A 15,791-nucleotide genomic window follows, 5' to 3' on the forward strand; every position below is an offset into this window, starting at 1 on the left:
TCCTATCTGGATGAACGCCGGTAACGATTTTTAAGCTGGATCGTTGCTGCACGGAAACGTCATTAAAAATCCGTCATTCGTCGCTATCCCGGCGTCCATGATGCCCGCTCATCGCCGCGCCCGCATCAGGGGCGAAGCGCCGGTTCCAGATAACCGCCGAGGCCGAGATGATCGCCACCACGATGAACGCCGCCGAGAAGCTGTTCAGCGTCGGCCCGCCCTTCCCTTCCACAAGCGAACCCAGCTCCAGCACGGTCGCGGCGGTGCAGATGCCCAGCGACAGGGTCAGCTGCTGGAAGGTCGCGTAGAAGCTGGTCGCCGCGCTCATCCGGTCCTTCTCGACATCGGCATAGGCGATGGCGTTGAAGCCGGTGAACTGGAACGAGGTGAAGAAGCCCGACAGCGCCAGGATGAAGGTGATGAGCGGGATCGACCAGTCCGGGCGGAAGAACGCGCAGGTCGCATAGCCCGCGCTGCTCGCCAGGCCCGACACGATCAGGCTGCGGCGAAAACCCCAGCGGCGCAGGACGCGCGGGGCCAGCGCCTTCATCGCCAGCGCGCCGACCGCGCCCGCCATGGTGATCGTGCCCGTCCTGGCCGCGCTGAGGCCGAAGCCGAGCTGGAACATCAGCGGCAGCAGAAAGGGTTGCGCGCCCTGCGTGATCCGGGTCAGCGAACCACCGATCACCGACAGGCGAAAGGTCGGCACCCGCATCAGCGTGGGGTCGAGGATCGGATCGGCCGTGCGCCGCGCATGGCGGATATAGAGCCGCCCGAAGACCGCGCCGACGACCAGCAGGACGACCGCGATCCAGCCGGTGCCGGGTCGGCTCGCCAGCTCGAACCCGAACAACAGGCAGCCGAGAGAGATGCCCGACAGGAAGAAGCCCGACACGTCGAACCGCAACCGCGCGTCGCCGCGCACCTCGGGCACCAGCATCCACGCGCCGATCATGCCGATGATGCCGATCGGAATGTTGAGATAGAAGATCCAGCGCCAGTCGAGCCAGGTCACGATGAACCCGCCCAGCGGCGGTCCCAGGATCGGCCCGATCAGCGCGGGCATGACCAGCCAGGACAGCGCCTGCACCATGTCCGCCTTGGCGACGCTGCGCAACAGGACCAGCCGCCCGACCGGCACCATCATCGCCCCGCCGATCCCTTGCAGGAAGCGCGCGGCGACCAGCGTGGGCAGCGACCCCGACTGCGCGCACAGGATCGAGCCGAACAGGAACACCCCGATCGCCGAGCAGAAGATGGTGCGCGATCCGAACTTGTCGGCCAGAGTCCCGCTGGCGGGAATGAACAGCGCCAGGGCGAGCAGATAGCTGGTCAGCGCCAGGCTGAGGCTGGTGGCCGGCGTCGCCAGGTCGCGCGCCATGGTGGGCAGCGCGACGGTCAGGACGGTGCCGTCCAGCTGCTGCATGAACAGCGCCGAGGCGACGACGAGCGCGATGACACGGTAACCACGGCTCTGCACCGGTTCTTCGGAACGGGGGGCGCCGCTGGTGACCGCCTCGACACCGGGGGCCAGCCCGTCATTCACATCCGCACTCATCGAAGCCAGGTTACGCCGTCGCCACCGCATGCCATTCCATTCGTCAATCGCACACCCCCGGGTCCCTCAAACGCGATCGTGGCCCATCCGATCAAGACCCGTGGCGAAGTTTTGCCCATGCTGGCCAAACTTTTCGAATTCCTGCCCTTGCAGGGGAGAGATGAGAAAAACCACCGCCCACCAACAGCCGGTCCTGGAATCTATGCCAGTCGCCTCGGTCGCCAGGACACGAACGGAACGGTGCCAAATCACCCGAGTTTGAGAACAGTCCAAGCACAGGGTCTTTTCCACCGATGCCGACGATCACCACCGACCATCTTTCCATCGCCTGCGACCTATATGGGTCGGAGGACGCGCCCGTCGTCCTGCTGCTCCATGGCTGGCCCGACGATGCGACGACCTGGGACCGGGTCGCGCCGCGTCTGGCGCAGGCGGGCCTGCGCGTCGTCGTGCCGACCCTGCGAGGGTTCGGGGCGACGCGGTTCCGCCATGACCACACACCCCGCACCGGCGACAGCGCGATCCTGGCGCTGGATGCGATCGCACTGATGGACAAGCTCGGCATCGACCGGTTCATGGTCGCGGGACATGACTGGGGCAGCAACATCGCCGAGGCGCTGGCCGTGGGCTGGCCCGAGCGGGTGCGCAAACTGGCGCTGCTCAGCACCCCGCCACGTCTGGGTGGAATGCCGACCCCGTCCTTCGACCAGGCGCAGAGGCAATGGTATCACTGGTTCATGGCGACCCGGCGCGGCGCGCAGGCGGTGCGCGACGACCGGCGCGGCTTTGCCCATGTCCACTGGGTCAACTGGTCGCCGCCCGGCTGGTTCGACGAAGCGACGTTCAACCGGGTCGCCAAGTCCTTCGACAATCCCGATTGGCCGGCCGTGACGATCCACAGCTACCGCGCCCGCTGGGACGAGGCGCAGCCCGACCCGCGCGGCGCATGGCTGGCCGACCGGGTGAAGGCAACCAAGGCCCTGTCGGTGCCGACGCTCTATCTGCACGGAGAGGTCGACGGGGTGAACCCGCCCTCCACCGCGCGCGATGTAGCGGCCCGATTCAGCGGACCGTTCAGGATGGTCGAACTGCCCGGCGTCGGTCATTTCCCGCAGCGCGAGAATCCGGAAGCGGTGTCGCGCCACCTGATCGAGCTATTCGTCGAGGCCGACGAGGATCGAGGCCACTGGAAACTCGCCGCCGGGGTCGCCGCGGCGGGGCTGCTGGCGGCGGCGATCGGCTTCGCCTGCATGCGGCCCACCGAGGACGACCAATCCTCCCCGGAACGGGGCGGTGGCGGCCAGAAAGGCTGAATGCTCGGCAAGGTCGTCGGCCTGTTCGCCCCGATGACGCTTGCGTGAGAAGAGCCGGGCCGCCATCCTGCCGACTTACGAACGAGGGGGAAGACGATGCGGTGGCTGGCGGCAACGGGATTGATGGTGCTGGCGAGCCCCGCGCTGGCGCAACAGACGACGCCGCCGGTCGCGGCCAGGAAACCCTATCAGGTCCCCTCGCCCCATGGCGCGCGGGAAGACGAATATTACTGGCTGCGCGACGACACCCGGAAGAACCCGGAGATGCTCGCCTATCTGAAGGCCGAGAACGCCTATGCCGATGCGCAGCTGGCGACGCTGAAACCGCTTGAGGCCAAACTCTATGCAGAGACGGTCGCCCATATCAAACAGGACGACAGCAGCGTTCCCTATCGCAAGAACGGATACTGGTATTCATCGCGCTTCGCGACCGGTGCCGACTATCCGCTGATCGAACGCCGCCAGGGCAGCGCCACCGCGCCCGCCACCATGCTGTTCGACCAGCCCGCCATGGCCAAGGGCCACAGCTTCTTCTCGCTGTCCGACTGGGCGGTCAGCCCCGACAACAAGCTGGTCGCCTGGGCCGAGGATACGGTCGGACGGCGGCAATATGTGCTGAAGGTCAAGGATATCGCGACCGGGCGCATCCACGAAGACACGATTACGAATATCGAGCCGAACATCGTCTGGGCGGCCGACAACCGCACCATTCTCTACATCGCCAAGGACCCGACAACGCTGCGCGGCTATCGTGCCATGGCGCATGTGCTGGGCACGCCGGTCGGCGCCGACCGGATGCTGTATGAGGAGAAGGACGACACCTTCAACATGGGGATCGGCCGGACGACCGACGACCGCTATATCTGCATCGGCGTCCAGAGCACGGTCAGCGACGAGCAACGCTGCGCCCCCGCCACCCAGCCGACCGCCCTCACCGTCATCGCCCCGCGCGAGCGCGAGTTCCGCTACAGCCCCGACCATCTCGGCAATCGCTGGATCATCCGCACCAATCGCGGTGCGAAGAACTACAAGCTGGTAACGCTGGCCGATGCCGACATGGCCAGGGGCGTCGCCGCGTGGCGCGACTTGGTGCCCGGCAGCGACGCGGTGTTCATCGAGGATTTCAAGCCGTTCAACGGCTTTGTCGCAATCGACCAGCGCGAGGGCGGCAACCGCACGATCCGCCTGCTGACCGATGCGGGCAAGTCCATCCCCGTCAAGGCGGACGAATCCGCCTATCGCATGGGCCTGTCCACCAACGAGGAGCCGGACACGCCCTGGGTCCGCTACACCTATGGCTCGCTGGTCACGCCGACCACGACCTATGAGGTCAACGCACGCACCGGCACGCGTCGCACGCTGAAGGTGACGCCGGTGCCCGGCTATGATCCGGCGCGCTACGTGACCGAGCGCGTCTGGGCGCCCGCGCGCGACGGCACGCGCATCCCGGTGTCACTGGTCTACGCCAAAGGCGTGAAGCGCGACGGCACCGCGCCGCTCTTCCAATATGCCTATGGCAGCTATGGCATTTCGACCGATCCGGGCGTCGATCCGGGGCGGATCGGGCTGCTCGACCGCGGCATGGTCTATGCCATCGCGCATATCCGCGGCGGGCAGGAAATGGGGCGCGGCTGGTATGATGACGGCCATCTGCTCAACAAGAAGAACAGCTTTACCGACTTTATCGACGTGACCCGCTATCTGGTCGCGCAGAAATATGCCGCACCCGGCCGGGTCGCGGCGATGGGCGGCAGCGCGGGCGGGCTGCTGATGGGGGGCGTCGCCAACATGGCGCCGCAGGATTACAAACTCATCATCGCGCAGGTGCCGTTCGTCGATGTGGTCACGACGATGCTCGATGCGTCCATCCCGCTGACGACCTTCGAATATGACGAATGGGGCAATCCGGCGAACAAGCCCTATTACGATTATATGCTCAGCTATTCGCCCTACGACAATGTCGCGGCGAAGGCGTATCCGGCGCTCTATGTCGGGACCGGCCTGTGGGACAGCCAGGTGCAATATTACGAACCGGCGAAGTGGGTCGCCCGGTTGCGCGCCAGGAAGACTGACGTCAACCCGCTGGTCTTCCGGGTCAATATGGAGGCCGGGCATGGCGGCAAGTCCGGGCGGTTCGAGCGGATTCGGCAGAATGCCGAGTGGCAGGCGTTCATGCTGTCGCAATTGGGGGTGGCGGGGTCGTAATTTCCGAGGTTTCGGCCCTCGCGGCCTGCCCTCCCCTAGCCCCTCCCGCCTGCGGGAGGGGAGCTCTGCGCGGCACGCGGCGAACGAATGCTCTTCTTACTCCCCTCCCGCAGGCGGGAGGGGTTGGGGGAGGGAATGGCCCAAGCAACGTCGCTGGTGGAGAGGCCCTCCCCCCATCCCAGTTTCAGATAAACGATGCCCCGCATCGTTTAGGCCATGCCGGGGGCATGGCCGACCTGAAACTCGCCTGCGGGAGGGGGCGTGCTTTTGGCGAAGGTGGCGGCCTAAACATCGCTTCCCCCCACCCCCACACCCCGCTACGCATCGCGCATGATACGGCTCGGCTGGCTCATCCTGGGATGCTTGTTCGTCGCACTTGGCGTGATCGGGGCGATCCTACCGCTGATGCCGACGACGATCTTCCTGATCCTGGCGGCGGGCTGTTTCGCGCGCTCCTCGCCCCGGCTGGAAGCGTGGCTGCTCGACCATCCGCGCTTCGGCCCGACCTTGCGCGCGTGGCGGGAGCATGGCGCGATCGGGCGGCGGGGCAAGGCGATGGCGTGCGGCGGCATGACGCTGGGCTATGGCCTTTTCTGGCTGGGCGCACGCCCTCACTGGCCACTGGCCTTGCTGGTCGCCGCCGTCATGGCGGGCTGCGCGGCCTTCGTCCTGACCCGACCCACCGCCTGACCCGGCTTGCGCAATCCATATACGAAGCATATGCGCTTCATATATGGGTATCGTAAAAATCGACGACCAGCTTCACGAAGAGGTCCGCCGCGCCAGCACCGTCATGTGCCGCTCGATCAATGCGCAGGCCGAGTTCTGGATGAAGATGGGCATGTTGGCCGAGGCCAATCCGACGCTGAGCTTCCACGAGATCGTGAAGGCGCAGATGGCCGCCGCCGATTTTCCCCTCTCGCAACCTTTGGTCGCCTGACATGGTGAAGACGGCAGAGGAATTGGCGCTAATGCGCGTCTCCGGGCGCTTGCTGGCGCAGGTGTTCGAGATGCTCGACGGGGTGAGCCTGTCCGACATGTCGACGCTGGCGATCAACGATCTGGTCGAACGCTACATCACCCACGACCTGTCCGCGCGGCCTGCGAGCAAGGGGCAGTACGGCTTCGCCTATGTGCTCAACAGCTCGATCAACCAGGTCGTCTGTCACGGCGTGCCGAGCGCGGAGGACGTGGTGAGGGACGGCGACATCGTCAATCTCGACATCACGCTGGAAAAGAACGGCTTCATCGCGGATTCCAGCAAGACCTATATGGTCGGTGAGGTGTCGCCGGGCGCGAAACGGCTGGTCCGCGTGACGCAGGAAGCGATGTGGAAGGGCATCAAACAGGTCCGCCCCGGCGCGCGGCTGGGCGATGTGGGCGCGGCGATCGAGAAACATGCCAAGGCGAACGGCTATTCGGTGGTCCGCGACTATTGCGGCCACGGCATCGGGCGCGAAATGCACGAGGCGCCCGACGTCATGCACTTCGGGCGGCCGGGCACGGGCGTGCCTTTGCGCGAGGGCATGACCTTCACCATCGAGCCGATGATCAACCAGGGCACACGCAAGGTGTCGACCAGCGACGATGGCTGGACGGTCGTGACCGATGACGGGAAGCTCTCGGCGCAGTTCGAGCACACGGTCGCGGTGACGAAGACCGGGGTCGAGGTATTGACCCTGCGGACAGGTGAGACGGTGGGCTGACCCACAATCCTCCCCGGCACGGGGAGGGGGACCAGCGAAGCTGGTGGAGGGGGCGTGCCACAAAGGACGCACTCGGAGGCACGCCCCCTCCGTCAGCGCTCCGCGCTGCCACCTCCCCGTACCGGGGAGGATTCTCACCCCTCCACCCGCAATCGATACCCCACGCCCAGTTCGTTCGCGATGACGCTCCCCACCGGCTGCGGCGCTTCCAGCTTCTGGCGCAGGTTGCGCACGACGATGCGCAGGTAATCGATGCGCGGATCCTCGTCCCCGCCCCAGGCGGCGTCGATGATCTTGTCATGCGTCACCACCCGCCCCGGATGCCGCGCCAGCATCGCCAGCACGTCATATTCCTTGCGGGTCAGATGCTGTTCCTCGCCCCCGCGCGTGACGACGCGCCGGTCGAGATCGATCGCCAGGTCGCCGGTCCGCACCACGCTGGGCGCCGCCTCCGCCGCGCGTCGGTGGCGCAGCGCCACGCGCAGCCGCGCCAGCAATTCCTCGCTGTCGAACGGCTTGGTGACATAGTCATCTGCGCCCAGGTCGAGCGCGGCGACCTTTTCGTCGGTCGCCTCGCGTGCCGAGACGACCAGGATCACCCGCGCAGGCCCACGCAACAGCGGGATCAGGCTCAACCCGTCGCGGTCGGGCAGCCCCAGGTCGAGCAGCACCGCATCGGGATGATCCGCCGCCGCGCGCGCCAGCGCCTCGCGCCCGTCGCGCGCCTCGACCACCAGATGCCCGGCCTGTTCCAGCGTGTTGCGCAGCAGGCGGCGGATCGCGACTTCATCGTCCACCACCAGGATCGTCGCGGGCATCAGGCCATTCCCTCCGGTGCGCCGTCGCGCATGATATGGTCGCGCGGGAAGCAGAGCGCGAAGGCCGCACCCTCGCCATCCTCGCGATTGCCCGCCTCTACGCCCAGCCCCATGGCCTCGGCAAAGGCCTTGACGATGGCGAGGCCCAGGCCGGTGCCGCCCGCCACCCGGTCGGAGCCTTCCAGCCGCCGGAACGTCTCGAACACCTCATTCTCGCGGCCCGGCGGCAGGCCGGGGCCGTGGTCGAGGACCGACAGGCGCAACGTGCCGTGGCGGTGCCGCCCCTCGATCACGATCTCGGTCCCCGGATCGCCGTAACGCCCGGCATTGTCAAGCAGGTTGAGCAGGCAATGGTGCAGCAATTGCGGGTCGGCGCGGACCAGCGGCAGGTCGGGCGGCACGTCGAGCCGCACCGAATGCCCCTCCAGCGCACGGCGGGCGTCGTGCGCCGCGCCCGTCACCGCGTCGCTGAGGTCGATCGCCTCAATCTTCAGCTTGAGCGCGCCCGCCTCGACGCGGGCCATGTCGAGCAGATTGGCGACGAAGCGGTTGAGCCGCGCCGCCTCCCCCTCGATGGTGGCGATCAGGTCGGGCGTCGTACCCTGTCGCAACTGCGCGGCGGCGGCCATCACGGCAGTCAGCGGCGTGCGCAGGTCATGGCTGACCGAGGACAGCAACGCCGCGCGAAGCCGGTCGCGGGTGCGCACCGCATCGACGTCGCGCACTTCCGCCTCCAGCCGCAGCCGTTCCAGGATCAGCGCGGCCTGGTCGATCAACCCGGTCAGCAGCGGCAGGCGATCGGCGCGCACCGGCTCGCCCCCCGCATCCTTGGCCAGGCCCAGCACCGCAAGCGTCCGGTTGCCCGCCTTGAGCGGCTGGAACAACCATTCGGACGCGGCCAGCGTGGCCGATCCCTTGCCTGCGGGCGTGCCGGTGTCGAACGCCCAGTGCGCGGCGGCCATCTCCATCGTTTCCAGCCGATAATCGGGCTTGGTGGCCGCCTGCACCGCCAGCCCGGCGGGCGACGGGGTCAGCAGCACCGCCTGCACCTCGAACAGCCGGGCAATGTCTTCGCAGATCACGCGCGACGCCTCGGCCGGGTCGGCCAGACCGCTCAGGCGGTGAAGGAACCCCGCCAGTGTCGCATTGTCGCGCGCGCTCGCCGCCGCCAGGTCGGCCTGTGCGCGGACGCGCGAGGTCAGCTGGCTGGTCGCGACGGCCACGCCCAGCAGGACGAAGATCGAGATGATATTCTCGGGATTGCTGACGCTCAACGTGCCCACGGGGGGCAGGAAGAAGAAATTGTACGCCAGGCTCGACGCGATCCCGGCGAACAGGCCGGTGCGCAGCCCATAGAGGCTCGCCGCCGCCATGACCGGCAGCAGATAGAGCAGCGCGACATTGCCGAGGTTGAGGATGTGGAACAACGCGCTCGCCAGCGCCGTCACGGCGGCGACGCCGAGCAGCGTCAGGCCATAGCCGATGGGCGATCCCCATTGCCCGCGCCGCCGGGTCCGCTCCCGCTCGACCGGCGCTTCGCCGACCGGCAGGACATGGACGGTGACACCCGGCGTCTCACGCACCAGCCGGTCGACCACCGAGCCGTGGCGCAGCTCGAACCAGCGCGAGCGCTTGGCCTTGCCGACGACCAGCTGCGTGGCGCGCGCATCGGTCAGGAAGGCGCGGATGCCCTCGACCACGCTGGGGGCGGGCACGGTGGCCACCGCCGCCCCCAGTTGCGTCGCCAGCGTCATCGTCGCCGCCAGCCGCCGGTGCTGCGCCTCGCCCAGCGTCGCGGTGCGCGGCGTGTCGATGAACAGCGCGGTCCAGGGCGCGCGCAGGGCATCCGCCGCACGCTTGGCGGCGCGGACCAGTTCGTCGGCGCCGGGCAGTTCGCTGACCGCGACGACCAGCCGCTCGCCCGCCGCCCATTGCCCGCCAACGCCGAGCGAGCGCACATGGTCGAGCATCTGCGCATCGACCGCCTGCGCCGCGCGCCGCAGCGCCAGTTCGCGCAACGCCGACAGGTTGGACTTGGAGAAGAAATGCGACAGCGCCCGCGTCGCTTCCTGCGGCAGATAGACCTTGCCCGCCTTCAACCGCTCGATCAGCTCGTCGGGCGGGATGTCGACCACCTCGATCTCGGCGGCCTCCAATATGCGGTCGGGCACCGTCTCGCGCACGCGGACACGCGTGAAGCTGGCGACGACGTCGTTCAGGCTTTCGACGTGCTGGATGTTGACGGTGGAATAGACGTCGATCCCCGCCGCCAGCAGCTCCTCGACATCCTGATAGCGTTTGGGATGGCGGCTGCCCGGCGCATTGGTGTGCGCCAGTTCGTCGACCAGCGCGAGGCGCGGCGCGCGGGCGAGGATCGCGTCGATATCCATCTCGTGCAGCGTCCGCCCCTCATAGGGGACGGCGCGACGGGGCATGACCTCCTGCCCCCGGACCAGCGCCTCGGTCTCGACCCGACCATGGGTTTCGACGACCGCGACGACGACATCCACGCCGTCGCGTCGCCGGGCGGCACCCTCGGACAGCATCTCGAACGTCTTGCCGACGCCGGGGGCTGCCCCCAGGAAGATCTTCAGGCGGCCGCGCCCCTCGCGCTCGGCGGCGCGCAGCAGGGCGTCGGGATCGGGGCGCGGCTCGCCTGCCGTCATCGCTGGGAAGCAGCGTCCAGCGCGCGGTTGAGGGCGAGGACGTTGACGTGCGGGTCGCCGAGCATGGAGTCCTCGGTCCTGGCGACGACCATCGCGCGGACCTTCTCGACGCCCAGGCCACGGACGCGGGCGATGCGCGCGGCCTGCGCCAATGCCGCTTCGGGCGACAGATCGGGGTCGAGGCCCGAACCGCTGGCGGTCACGAGATCGGCAGGGATCGGCCCCATCACGCCCTCGGCGCGACGCTTGGCGACGTCCGCCTTCACCCGGTCGACCAGCGCTTGCGAGGTCGGCCCCAGGTTCGAGCCCGACGAGGCCAGCCCGTCATAGCCCTTGCCCGCCGCCGAAGGACGCGTCTGGAAATAGCGGTCGCTGACGAAGGCTTGCCCCACGACCTCGGAGCCGATCACGCGCCCCCCGATCTGCACCAAGCTGCCATTGGCCTGATGTGGGAAAATCGTCTGTCCGATGCCGGTCATGGCCAGAGGATAGACCAGGCCGAGCAGGATCGCGAACAGGATCGTCATGACGATCGCGGGCCGAAATGCGGAAGTGATGTCCGTATTCATGATGCTTCCTTCCTTTAGCCCCTCCCCTTCAGGGGAGGGGCTTTTACTGTCAGATCACGCCAGGCCCAGGCCACCGACCACAAGGTCGATGATCTTGATGCCGACGAACGGCGCGATCAGGCCGCCCAAACCATAGACGGCGAGGTTGCGCGCCAGCAGCGGCCCCGCCCCCATCGGCTTGTAGGCCACCCCCTTCAGCGCCAGCGGCACGAGCAGCGGGATAATGAGCGCGTTGAAGATGATCGCCGACAGGATCGCCGATTGCGGCGTCGCCAGACCCATGACGTTCAGCACGCCGAGACCCGGATAGAGCGCCACGAACATCGCCGGGATGATCGCGAAATACTTCGCCACGTCATTGGCGACCGAGAAGGTCGTCAGTGCCCCGCGCGTCATCAGCAACTGCTTGCCGAGGCCGACGACCTCGATCAGCTTGGTCGGATCGCTGTCCAGATCGACCATGTTGCCCGCCTCGCGTGCGGCCTGGGTGCCGGTGTTCATCGCCACACCGACATCCGCCTGCGCGAGTGCTGGCGCATCGTTGGTGCCGTCGCCGCACATCGCGACCAGCTTGCCGCCTTGCTGTTCCTGGCGGATCAGCGCCAGCTTGTCCTCCGGCGTGGCTTGCGCGAGGAAATCGTCGACGCCCGCCTCGGCGGCAATGGCGGCGGCGGTCAGGGGGTTGTCGCCGGTGATCATCACCGTGCGGATGCCCATGCGGCGCAGCTCGCCGAAACGTTCGCGGATGCCCGCCTTGACGACGTCCTTCAGGAAGATGGCGCCCAGCAACCGGCCATTTTCCGCCACCGCCAGCGGGGTTCCACCCGCGCGCGCGATCTCGTCGGTGATGCGGCGCAGCTGGGTCGCCGCCGCCGTCTCGCCCACGCCCGGATGGGCGCGCAGGATCGAGTCGACCGCGCCCTTCTGGATCAGCCGGTCGCCGACCTTCACACCCGAGATGCGGGTCTGGGCGGTAAAGGGAATGATCTCGGCATCGGCGGGCAGGCTGGCGACCGACACCTTGAACTGCTCGCGCGCCAGAACGACGATCGAGCGGCCCTCGGGGGTTTCGTCGGCAAGACTCGCCATCAACGCCGCTTCGGCCAGTGCATCGACGTCCAAGCCGCCGACGGCACGGAACTCGCTCGCCTGACGGTCGCCGATGGTGATGGTGCCCGTCTTGTCGAGCAGCAGCACATCGACGTCGCCCGCCGCCTCGACCGCACGGCCCGACTTGGCGAGCACGTTGAAGCGGACCAGACGGTCCATGCCCGCGATACCGATCGCCGACAGCAGCGCTGCGATGGTCGTCGGGATCAGGGTGATGAGCAGCGCCGCCAGGATCGCCACCGGGATGCTGCCGCCCGCGAAAGAAGCGAAGCCCGGAATGGTGCCGACCGCGATCAGGAAGATGATGGTCAGCCCGACGAGCAGGATGGTCAGCGCCACCTCGTTCGGGGTCTTCTGACGCTCGGCACCTTCGACCAGCGCGATCATGCGGTCGAGGAAACCCTGGCCCGGATTGACGGTGACGCGCACCCGGATCTCGTCCGAGATGACGCGCGTGCCCGCCGTCACCGCCGAACGGTCGCCGCCCGCCTCGCGGATGACCGGCGCGCTTTCGCCGGTGATCGCGGCTTCGTTGACGCTGGCCACACCCGCGACGACTTCGCCGTCGGAGGGGATCAGGTCGCCGGTCTCGACCAGCACCACGTCGCCGATCTTCAGCGCGCTGGCGGGGACATTCTCCCACTCCTGGCCAGCGCCCTTCAGCCGCTTGGCAGTGAGTTCGGCCTTGGCGGCGCGCAGAGACGCCGCCTGTGCCTTGCCGCGCCCTTCGGCCAGCGCCTCGGCAAAGGTGCCGAACAGCACGGTCAGCCACAGCCAGACGACGAGTTGCAGCTTGAACCCGGTGGTCAGCCCGTCATGCCCGACGACGAGCAGGACGGTCAGCAGCGACGCGACCACGGCGGTCACGAACATCACCGGATTGCGGATCAGCTCGCGCGGATTGAGTTTGACGAACGACGCCTTGATCGCCGGGAGCACCAGCTCGGCGGTGAACAGGCTCTTGGTAGGGGAATGGGCCATGACAGGCGCTCCCGATCAGAAGAGTTGACCGCGGATCATCGCGAGATGATCGGCGATGGGACCCAGGGCGAGGCTCGGCAGGAAGGTCAGGCCGCCCAGCACCAGCACGATGCCGACGAGCAGACCGATCCACAGCACACCCGTGGTCGGGAAGGAGCCCGCAGAGGCCGGAACATGCTTCTTCGCGGCCAGACTGCCTGCAATGGCGAGCATCGGCACGATGATGAAGAAGCGGCCTACCCACATGGCGACGCCCAGCAGGCCGTCATACCAGGGGGTCGAGGCGGTCAGGCCGCCAAAGGCCGAACCGTTGTTCGCGACAGCACTGGTGAAGGCATAGAGGATTTCGCCAAAGCCATGCGGTCCCTTGTTGAGTGGTCCGGCCAGCCCCTGCCCCGTCACGCACGACAGCGCAGTCATCCCCAGAATGAACAGCGGCAGCACAGCGATAGCGAGGACGGCGAGTTTCACCTCGCGGCTCTCGATCTTCTTGCCGACATATTCGGGGGTGCGGCCGACCATCAGCCCTGCGACGAACACCGCGAGGATGGCGAACAGCAGGAAGCCATAGATGCCCGCACCGACGCCGCCGATGACGACCTCGCCCAGCTGCATGTTGAACAGCGGGATCATGCCGCCCAGCGCGGTGAAGCTGTCATGCATCGCATTGACCGCGCCGCACGACGCCGCCGTGGTGACGGCCGCGAACAGGGCCGAGGCGGCGACGCCGAAGCGGACCTCCTTGCCCTCCATATTGCCGCCCGCGACGCCCAGCTGGTGCAGCACCGGGTTGCCCGCCGCTTCCGCCCAATAGGCCACGGTCACACCGCCCAGGAACAGCAGGATCATCGCCGACAGGATCGCCCAGCCCTGGCGCGTATTGCCGACCGCCTTGCCGAAGCACCAGGTCAGGCCGAAGCCGATCGTGAAGATCGACAGCATCTGGACGAAGTTGGTCAGCGCGGTCGGGTTCTCGAACGGATGCGCGCTGTTGGCGTTGAAGAAGCCGCCACCATTGGTGCCGAGCATCTTGATCGCTTCCTGGCTGGCCACCGGACCGAGCAGGATTGACTGGCGCACGCCCTCCAGCGTGTCGATATTGACGACACCGGCCATGGTCTGCGGCACGCCGCTGGCGATCAGGAAGACGGTGTAGACGACGCAGAGCGGCAGCAGCAGGTACAGGGTGATGCGCGTCACATCGGCCCAGAAATTGCCGAGATGCTTCGTCTCACGCCCTGCGAACCCGCGAAACAGCGCAAAGGCCAGCGCGATGCCGGTCGCCGCCGACAGGAAGTTGTGGATGGTCAGGCCGAGCATCTGCGACAGGTTCGACATGGTCGACTCGCCGCCATAGCTTTGCCAGTTGGTATTGGTGGTGAAGCTGATCGCGGTATTGAACGCCAGATGCGGGGTCAGCCCGGCCAGCCCCTGCGGGTTGCCCGGCAGGTAGAATTGCAGGCGCAGCACCGCATAGGTCAGGACCATCAACGCGACGTTGAAGATCAGCATGTGCAGCGCATAACGCCGCCAGCCCTGCTGCGCGTTCGGGTCGATGCCCGCCAGCTTGTAGAAGCCGCGCTCGACGGGGCCGAGTACGACATGAAGTGGCGTGCGCCGCCCCTCATAGAGCGCGAACAGCCACGCGCCGACCGGTTTGGTCAGCGCGAGCAGGAGCCCGACGAAGCCCAGTATCAAGGCCCATCCTTGAAGCGTCATGATGCCGCCCCCTTCAGAAACGTTCGGGGCGGATCAGCACCGCCACCAGATAGACGAGAAGGCCGAGCGCGGTCAGCGCCGCCAGCCAGAGGTCGAGGGTCATGGTCTCCACCCCCTCACGCGTGGTCGCACAGCCGGGCATAGGCGAGCGTCGCCGCCACCAAGCCCGCCATGACCAACAGCCAGATCAGATCGTCCATGTGCGATGCTCCTCAGAAACCGGCGGTGAGGGTGGCGAGGAAGGTGCTGCCCGCGATATTGCCGGTGCCGTCCTGCCCCTTGCTGAAGCTCGGCCGCAGATAGGCGGCCTTGCGGTCGGAAATGTTGGTGTCGACCCACGACAGGCCCAGCGTCAGGTTGCGCCAGCTCGTATCCGCGCCCAGCGACCAGTCCCAATAATCGCCGGTCGGCGTCGGGGCGGTGGCGTTGGGACCCAGGCCGTCCATGCCCCAGCTATGGCCGATATGCGCCTTGGCGGTGAACGGCGTGCCGGTGATCGCCGCTGCGCCGTCGCCCCAGAGATAGAGGTTGTCGCTCTTCGCGCCGGGACGGTCATAGACACCGGCGGCAGCGCTGGCGCCGTTGTTATACCACTTGCCGATCGCCTGCTGCCTGGGCGCATAGGCGACACCGGCAGTCAGCGAGACCGGGCCGGTCGTTCCCGACAGCTTGGCGAAAGGCTCGGCATAGTCGGTCTTGTTCGCACCGCCCGGATACATGTACCAGGTCAGGCCGACATCCAGCGTGCCGGTCGCGCTGACCTTGGTCTTGTACCCCCCGATCAGGTCCAGCTCCATGTTCGCGCCGCCGAACGTGCCCCACCCCGCAAGGTTCGACGCCCAGGTGCCGACATAGAGGCCGCTTTCATGGGTGGCCGTGATGCCCGCCTGCACCGCCATATGCGTGTCCGACTGCGAAATGCCGCGCAGGCGATAGTCGGAGACGATCGCGGCCGAACCGCTGACGGTGACGGGCGGCGGCGGCGCGGTCTCGGCGGTCTGCGCCGATGCGGCGGCCGGAAGCACGAACAGCGCCGTGGCGGCGCAAATGGTGATGGTCTTCATATATGCCCCTATGGACAGGCCGCCGGGATGAGTGGGGCGACCTCCAGGGCCGAGCAATTAGGCGCGTGGGGCGTAGCAATTC

Annotated in this window: 13 protein-coding genes; 5 read left to right on the forward strand and 8 right to left on the reverse strand. The window is 67.4% G+C overall.

Annotated features, from left to right (window positions below; translation table 11 throughout):
• Positions 1-73: 73 nt before the first annotated feature.
• On the reverse strand, positions 74-1,558 hold the full coding sequence (locus BSZ14_RS04925; RefSeq protein WP_076710044.1) for an MFS transporter: 1,485 nt from the start codon (positions 1,556-1,558) through the stop codon (positions 74-76).
• Positions 1,559-1,851: 293 nt separating this feature from the next.
• Here BSZ14_RS04925 and BSZ14_RS04930 point away from each other — a divergent pair, with 293 nt between their 5' ends.
• The 5 genes from BSZ14_RS04930 (at position 1,852) to map (ending at position 6,782) form a co-directional block, all read left to right on the forward strand.
• Positions 1,852-2,871, forward strand: coding sequence for an alpha/beta fold hydrolase (locus BSZ14_RS04930; RefSeq protein WP_083748105.1), 1,020 nt, complete (start codon positions 1,852-1,854; stop codon positions 2,869-2,871).
• A gap of 96 nt (positions 2,872-2,967) precedes the next feature.
• On the forward strand, positions 2,968-5,076 hold the full coding sequence (locus tag BSZ14_RS04935) for a S9 family peptidase (protein WP_076710045.1): 2,109 nt from the start codon (positions 2,968-2,970) through the stop codon (positions 5,074-5,076).
• 330 nt (positions 5,077-5,406) lie between these two features.
• Positions 5,407-5,766: a YbaN family protein gene (locus BSZ14_RS04940; protein ID WP_076710046.1), complete on the forward strand. Its 360-nt coding sequence runs from the start codon at positions 5,407-5,409 to the stop codon at positions 5,764-5,766.
• 43 nt (positions 5,767-5,809) lie between these two features.
• The gene (locus BSZ14_RS04945) at positions 5,810-6,016 is read left to right on the forward strand and encodes a ParD-like family protein (protein WP_042490412.1); all 207 of its coding nucleotides are present in this window, start codon (positions 5,810-5,812) and stop codon (positions 6,014-6,016) included.
• 1 nt (position 6,017) lies between these two features.
• Positions 6,018-6,782: a type I methionyl aminopeptidase gene (map, locus tag BSZ14_RS04950; RefSeq protein WP_076710047.1), complete on the forward strand. Its 765-nt coding sequence runs from the start codon at positions 6,018-6,020 to the stop codon at positions 6,780-6,782.
• Between the two features lie 134 nt (positions 6,783-6,916).
• Here the strand turns inward: map and BSZ14_RS04955 are convergent, their stop codons facing one another.
• From BSZ14_RS04955 to BSZ14_RS04985, 7 genes are all read right to left on the reverse strand, one after another.
• Positions 6,917-7,600, reverse strand: coding sequence for a response regulator transcription factor (locus tag BSZ14_RS04955; RefSeq protein WP_076710048.1), 684 nt, complete (start codon positions 7,598-7,600; stop codon positions 6,917-6,919).
• The gene (locus BSZ14_RS04960; RefSeq protein ID WP_076710049.1) at positions 7,600-10,266 is read right to left on the reverse strand and encodes a sensor histidine kinase; all 2,667 of its coding nucleotides are present in this window, start codon (positions 10,264-10,266) and stop codon (positions 7,600-7,602) included. Before BSZ14_RS04960 ends, BSZ14_RS04955 begins: the two co-directional genes overlap by 1 nt.
• Positions 10,263-10,835 (reverse strand): potassium-transporting ATPase subunit KdpC, encoded by a 573-nt coding sequence (kdpC, locus tag BSZ14_RS04965; protein ID WP_076710050.1) that lies wholly within the window; start codon positions 10,833-10,835, stop codon positions 10,263-10,265. The genes BSZ14_RS04960 and kdpC overlap by 4 nt, the downstream gene beginning before the upstream one ends.
• 54 nt (positions 10,836-10,889) lie before the next feature.
• Complete coding sequence (gene kdpB, locus BSZ14_RS04970) at positions 10,890-12,926, reverse strand: potassium-transporting ATPase subunit KdpB (protein ID WP_076710051.1); 2,037 nt, start codon at positions 12,924-12,926, stop codon at positions 10,890-10,892.
• Between the two features lie 15 nt (positions 12,927-12,941).
• Positions 12,942-14,645 carry a potassium-transporting ATPase subunit KdpA gene (gene kdpA / locus BSZ14_RS04975; RefSeq protein WP_076710052.1) on the reverse strand — a complete coding sequence of 568 codons (1,704 nt, stop codon included), beginning with the start codon at positions 14,643-14,645 and terminating at the stop codon, positions 12,942-12,944.
• 13 nt (positions 14,646-14,658) lie between these two features.
• Positions 14,659-14,748 (reverse strand): K(+)-transporting ATPase subunit F, encoded by a 90-nt coding sequence (gene kdpF / locus BSZ14_RS04980; RefSeq protein ID WP_037531783.1) that lies wholly within the window; start codon positions 14,746-14,748, stop codon positions 14,659-14,661.
• Between the two features lie 109 nt (positions 14,749-14,857).
• Entirely contained in the window at positions 14,858-15,709 is an 852-nt protein-coding gene (locus tag BSZ14_RS04985; protein ID WP_076710053.1) for a TorF family putative porin, read from the reverse strand.
• Between the last annotated feature and the right edge of the window lie 82 nt (positions 15,710-15,791).

It is taken from the genome of Sphingomonas sp. Sph1(2015), from assembly GCF_001970915.1.
GTDB classification, from domain to species: domain Bacteria; phylum Pseudomonadota; class Alphaproteobacteria; order Sphingomonadales; family Sphingomonadaceae; genus Sphingomonas; species Sphingomonas parapaucimobilis.

What these genes read in the sequence shown, in the direction of transcription:
- BSZ14_RS04930 (WP_083748105.1), top strand. Translation starts at nt 1,852, where the DNA reads ATGCCGACGATCACCACCGACCATCTTTCCATCGCCTGCGACCTATAT.
- BSZ14_RS04925 (WP_076710044.1), bottom strand. Translation starts at nt 1,558, where the DNA reads ATGAGTGCGGATGTGAATGACGGGCTGGCCCCCGGTGTCGAGGCGGTC.
- kdpB (WP_076710051.1), bottom strand. Translation starts at nt 12,926, where the DNA reads ATGGCCCATTCCCCTACCAAGAGCCTGTTCACCGCCGAGCTGGTGCTC.
- BSZ14_RS04940 (WP_076710046.1), top strand. Translation starts at nt 5,407, where the DNA reads ATGATACGGCTCGGCTGGCTCATCCTGGGATGCTTGTTCGTCGCACTT.
- BSZ14_RS04955 (WP_076710048.1), bottom strand. Translation starts at nt 7,600, where the DNA reads ATGCCCGCGACGATCCTGGTGGTGGACGATGAAGTCGCGATCCGCCGC.
- BSZ14_RS04935 (WP_076710045.1), top strand. Translation starts at nt 2,968, where the DNA reads ATGCGGTGGCTGGCGGCAACGGGATTGATGGTGCTGGCGAGCCCCGCG.
- BSZ14_RS04985 (WP_076710053.1), bottom strand. Translation starts at nt 15,709, where the DNA reads ATGAAGACCATCACCATTTGCGCCGCCACGGCGCTGTTCGTGCTTCCG.
- BSZ14_RS04960 (WP_076710049.1), bottom strand. Translation starts at nt 10,266, where the DNA reads ATGACGGCAGGCGAGCCGCGCCCCGATCCCGACGCCCTGCTGCGCGCC.
- kdpC (WP_076710050.1), bottom strand. Translation starts at nt 10,835, where the DNA reads ATGAATACGGACATCACTTCCGCATTTCGGCCCGCGATCGTCATGACG.
- map (WP_076710047.1), top strand. Translation starts at nt 6,018, where the DNA reads ATGGTGAAGACGGCAGAGGAATTGGCGCTAATGCGCGTCTCCGGGCGC.
- kdpA (WP_076710052.1), bottom strand. Translation starts at nt 14,645, where the DNA reads ATGACGCTTCAAGGATGGGCCTTGATACTGGGCTTCGTCGGGCTCCTG.
- kdpF (WP_037531783.1), bottom strand. Translation starts at nt 14,748, where the DNA reads ATGACCCTCGACCTCTGGCTGGCGGCGCTGACCGCGCTCGGCCTTCTC.
- BSZ14_RS04945 (WP_042490412.1), top strand. Translation starts at nt 5,810, where the DNA reads ATGGGTATCGTAAAAATCGACGACCAGCTTCACGAAGAGGTCCGCCGC.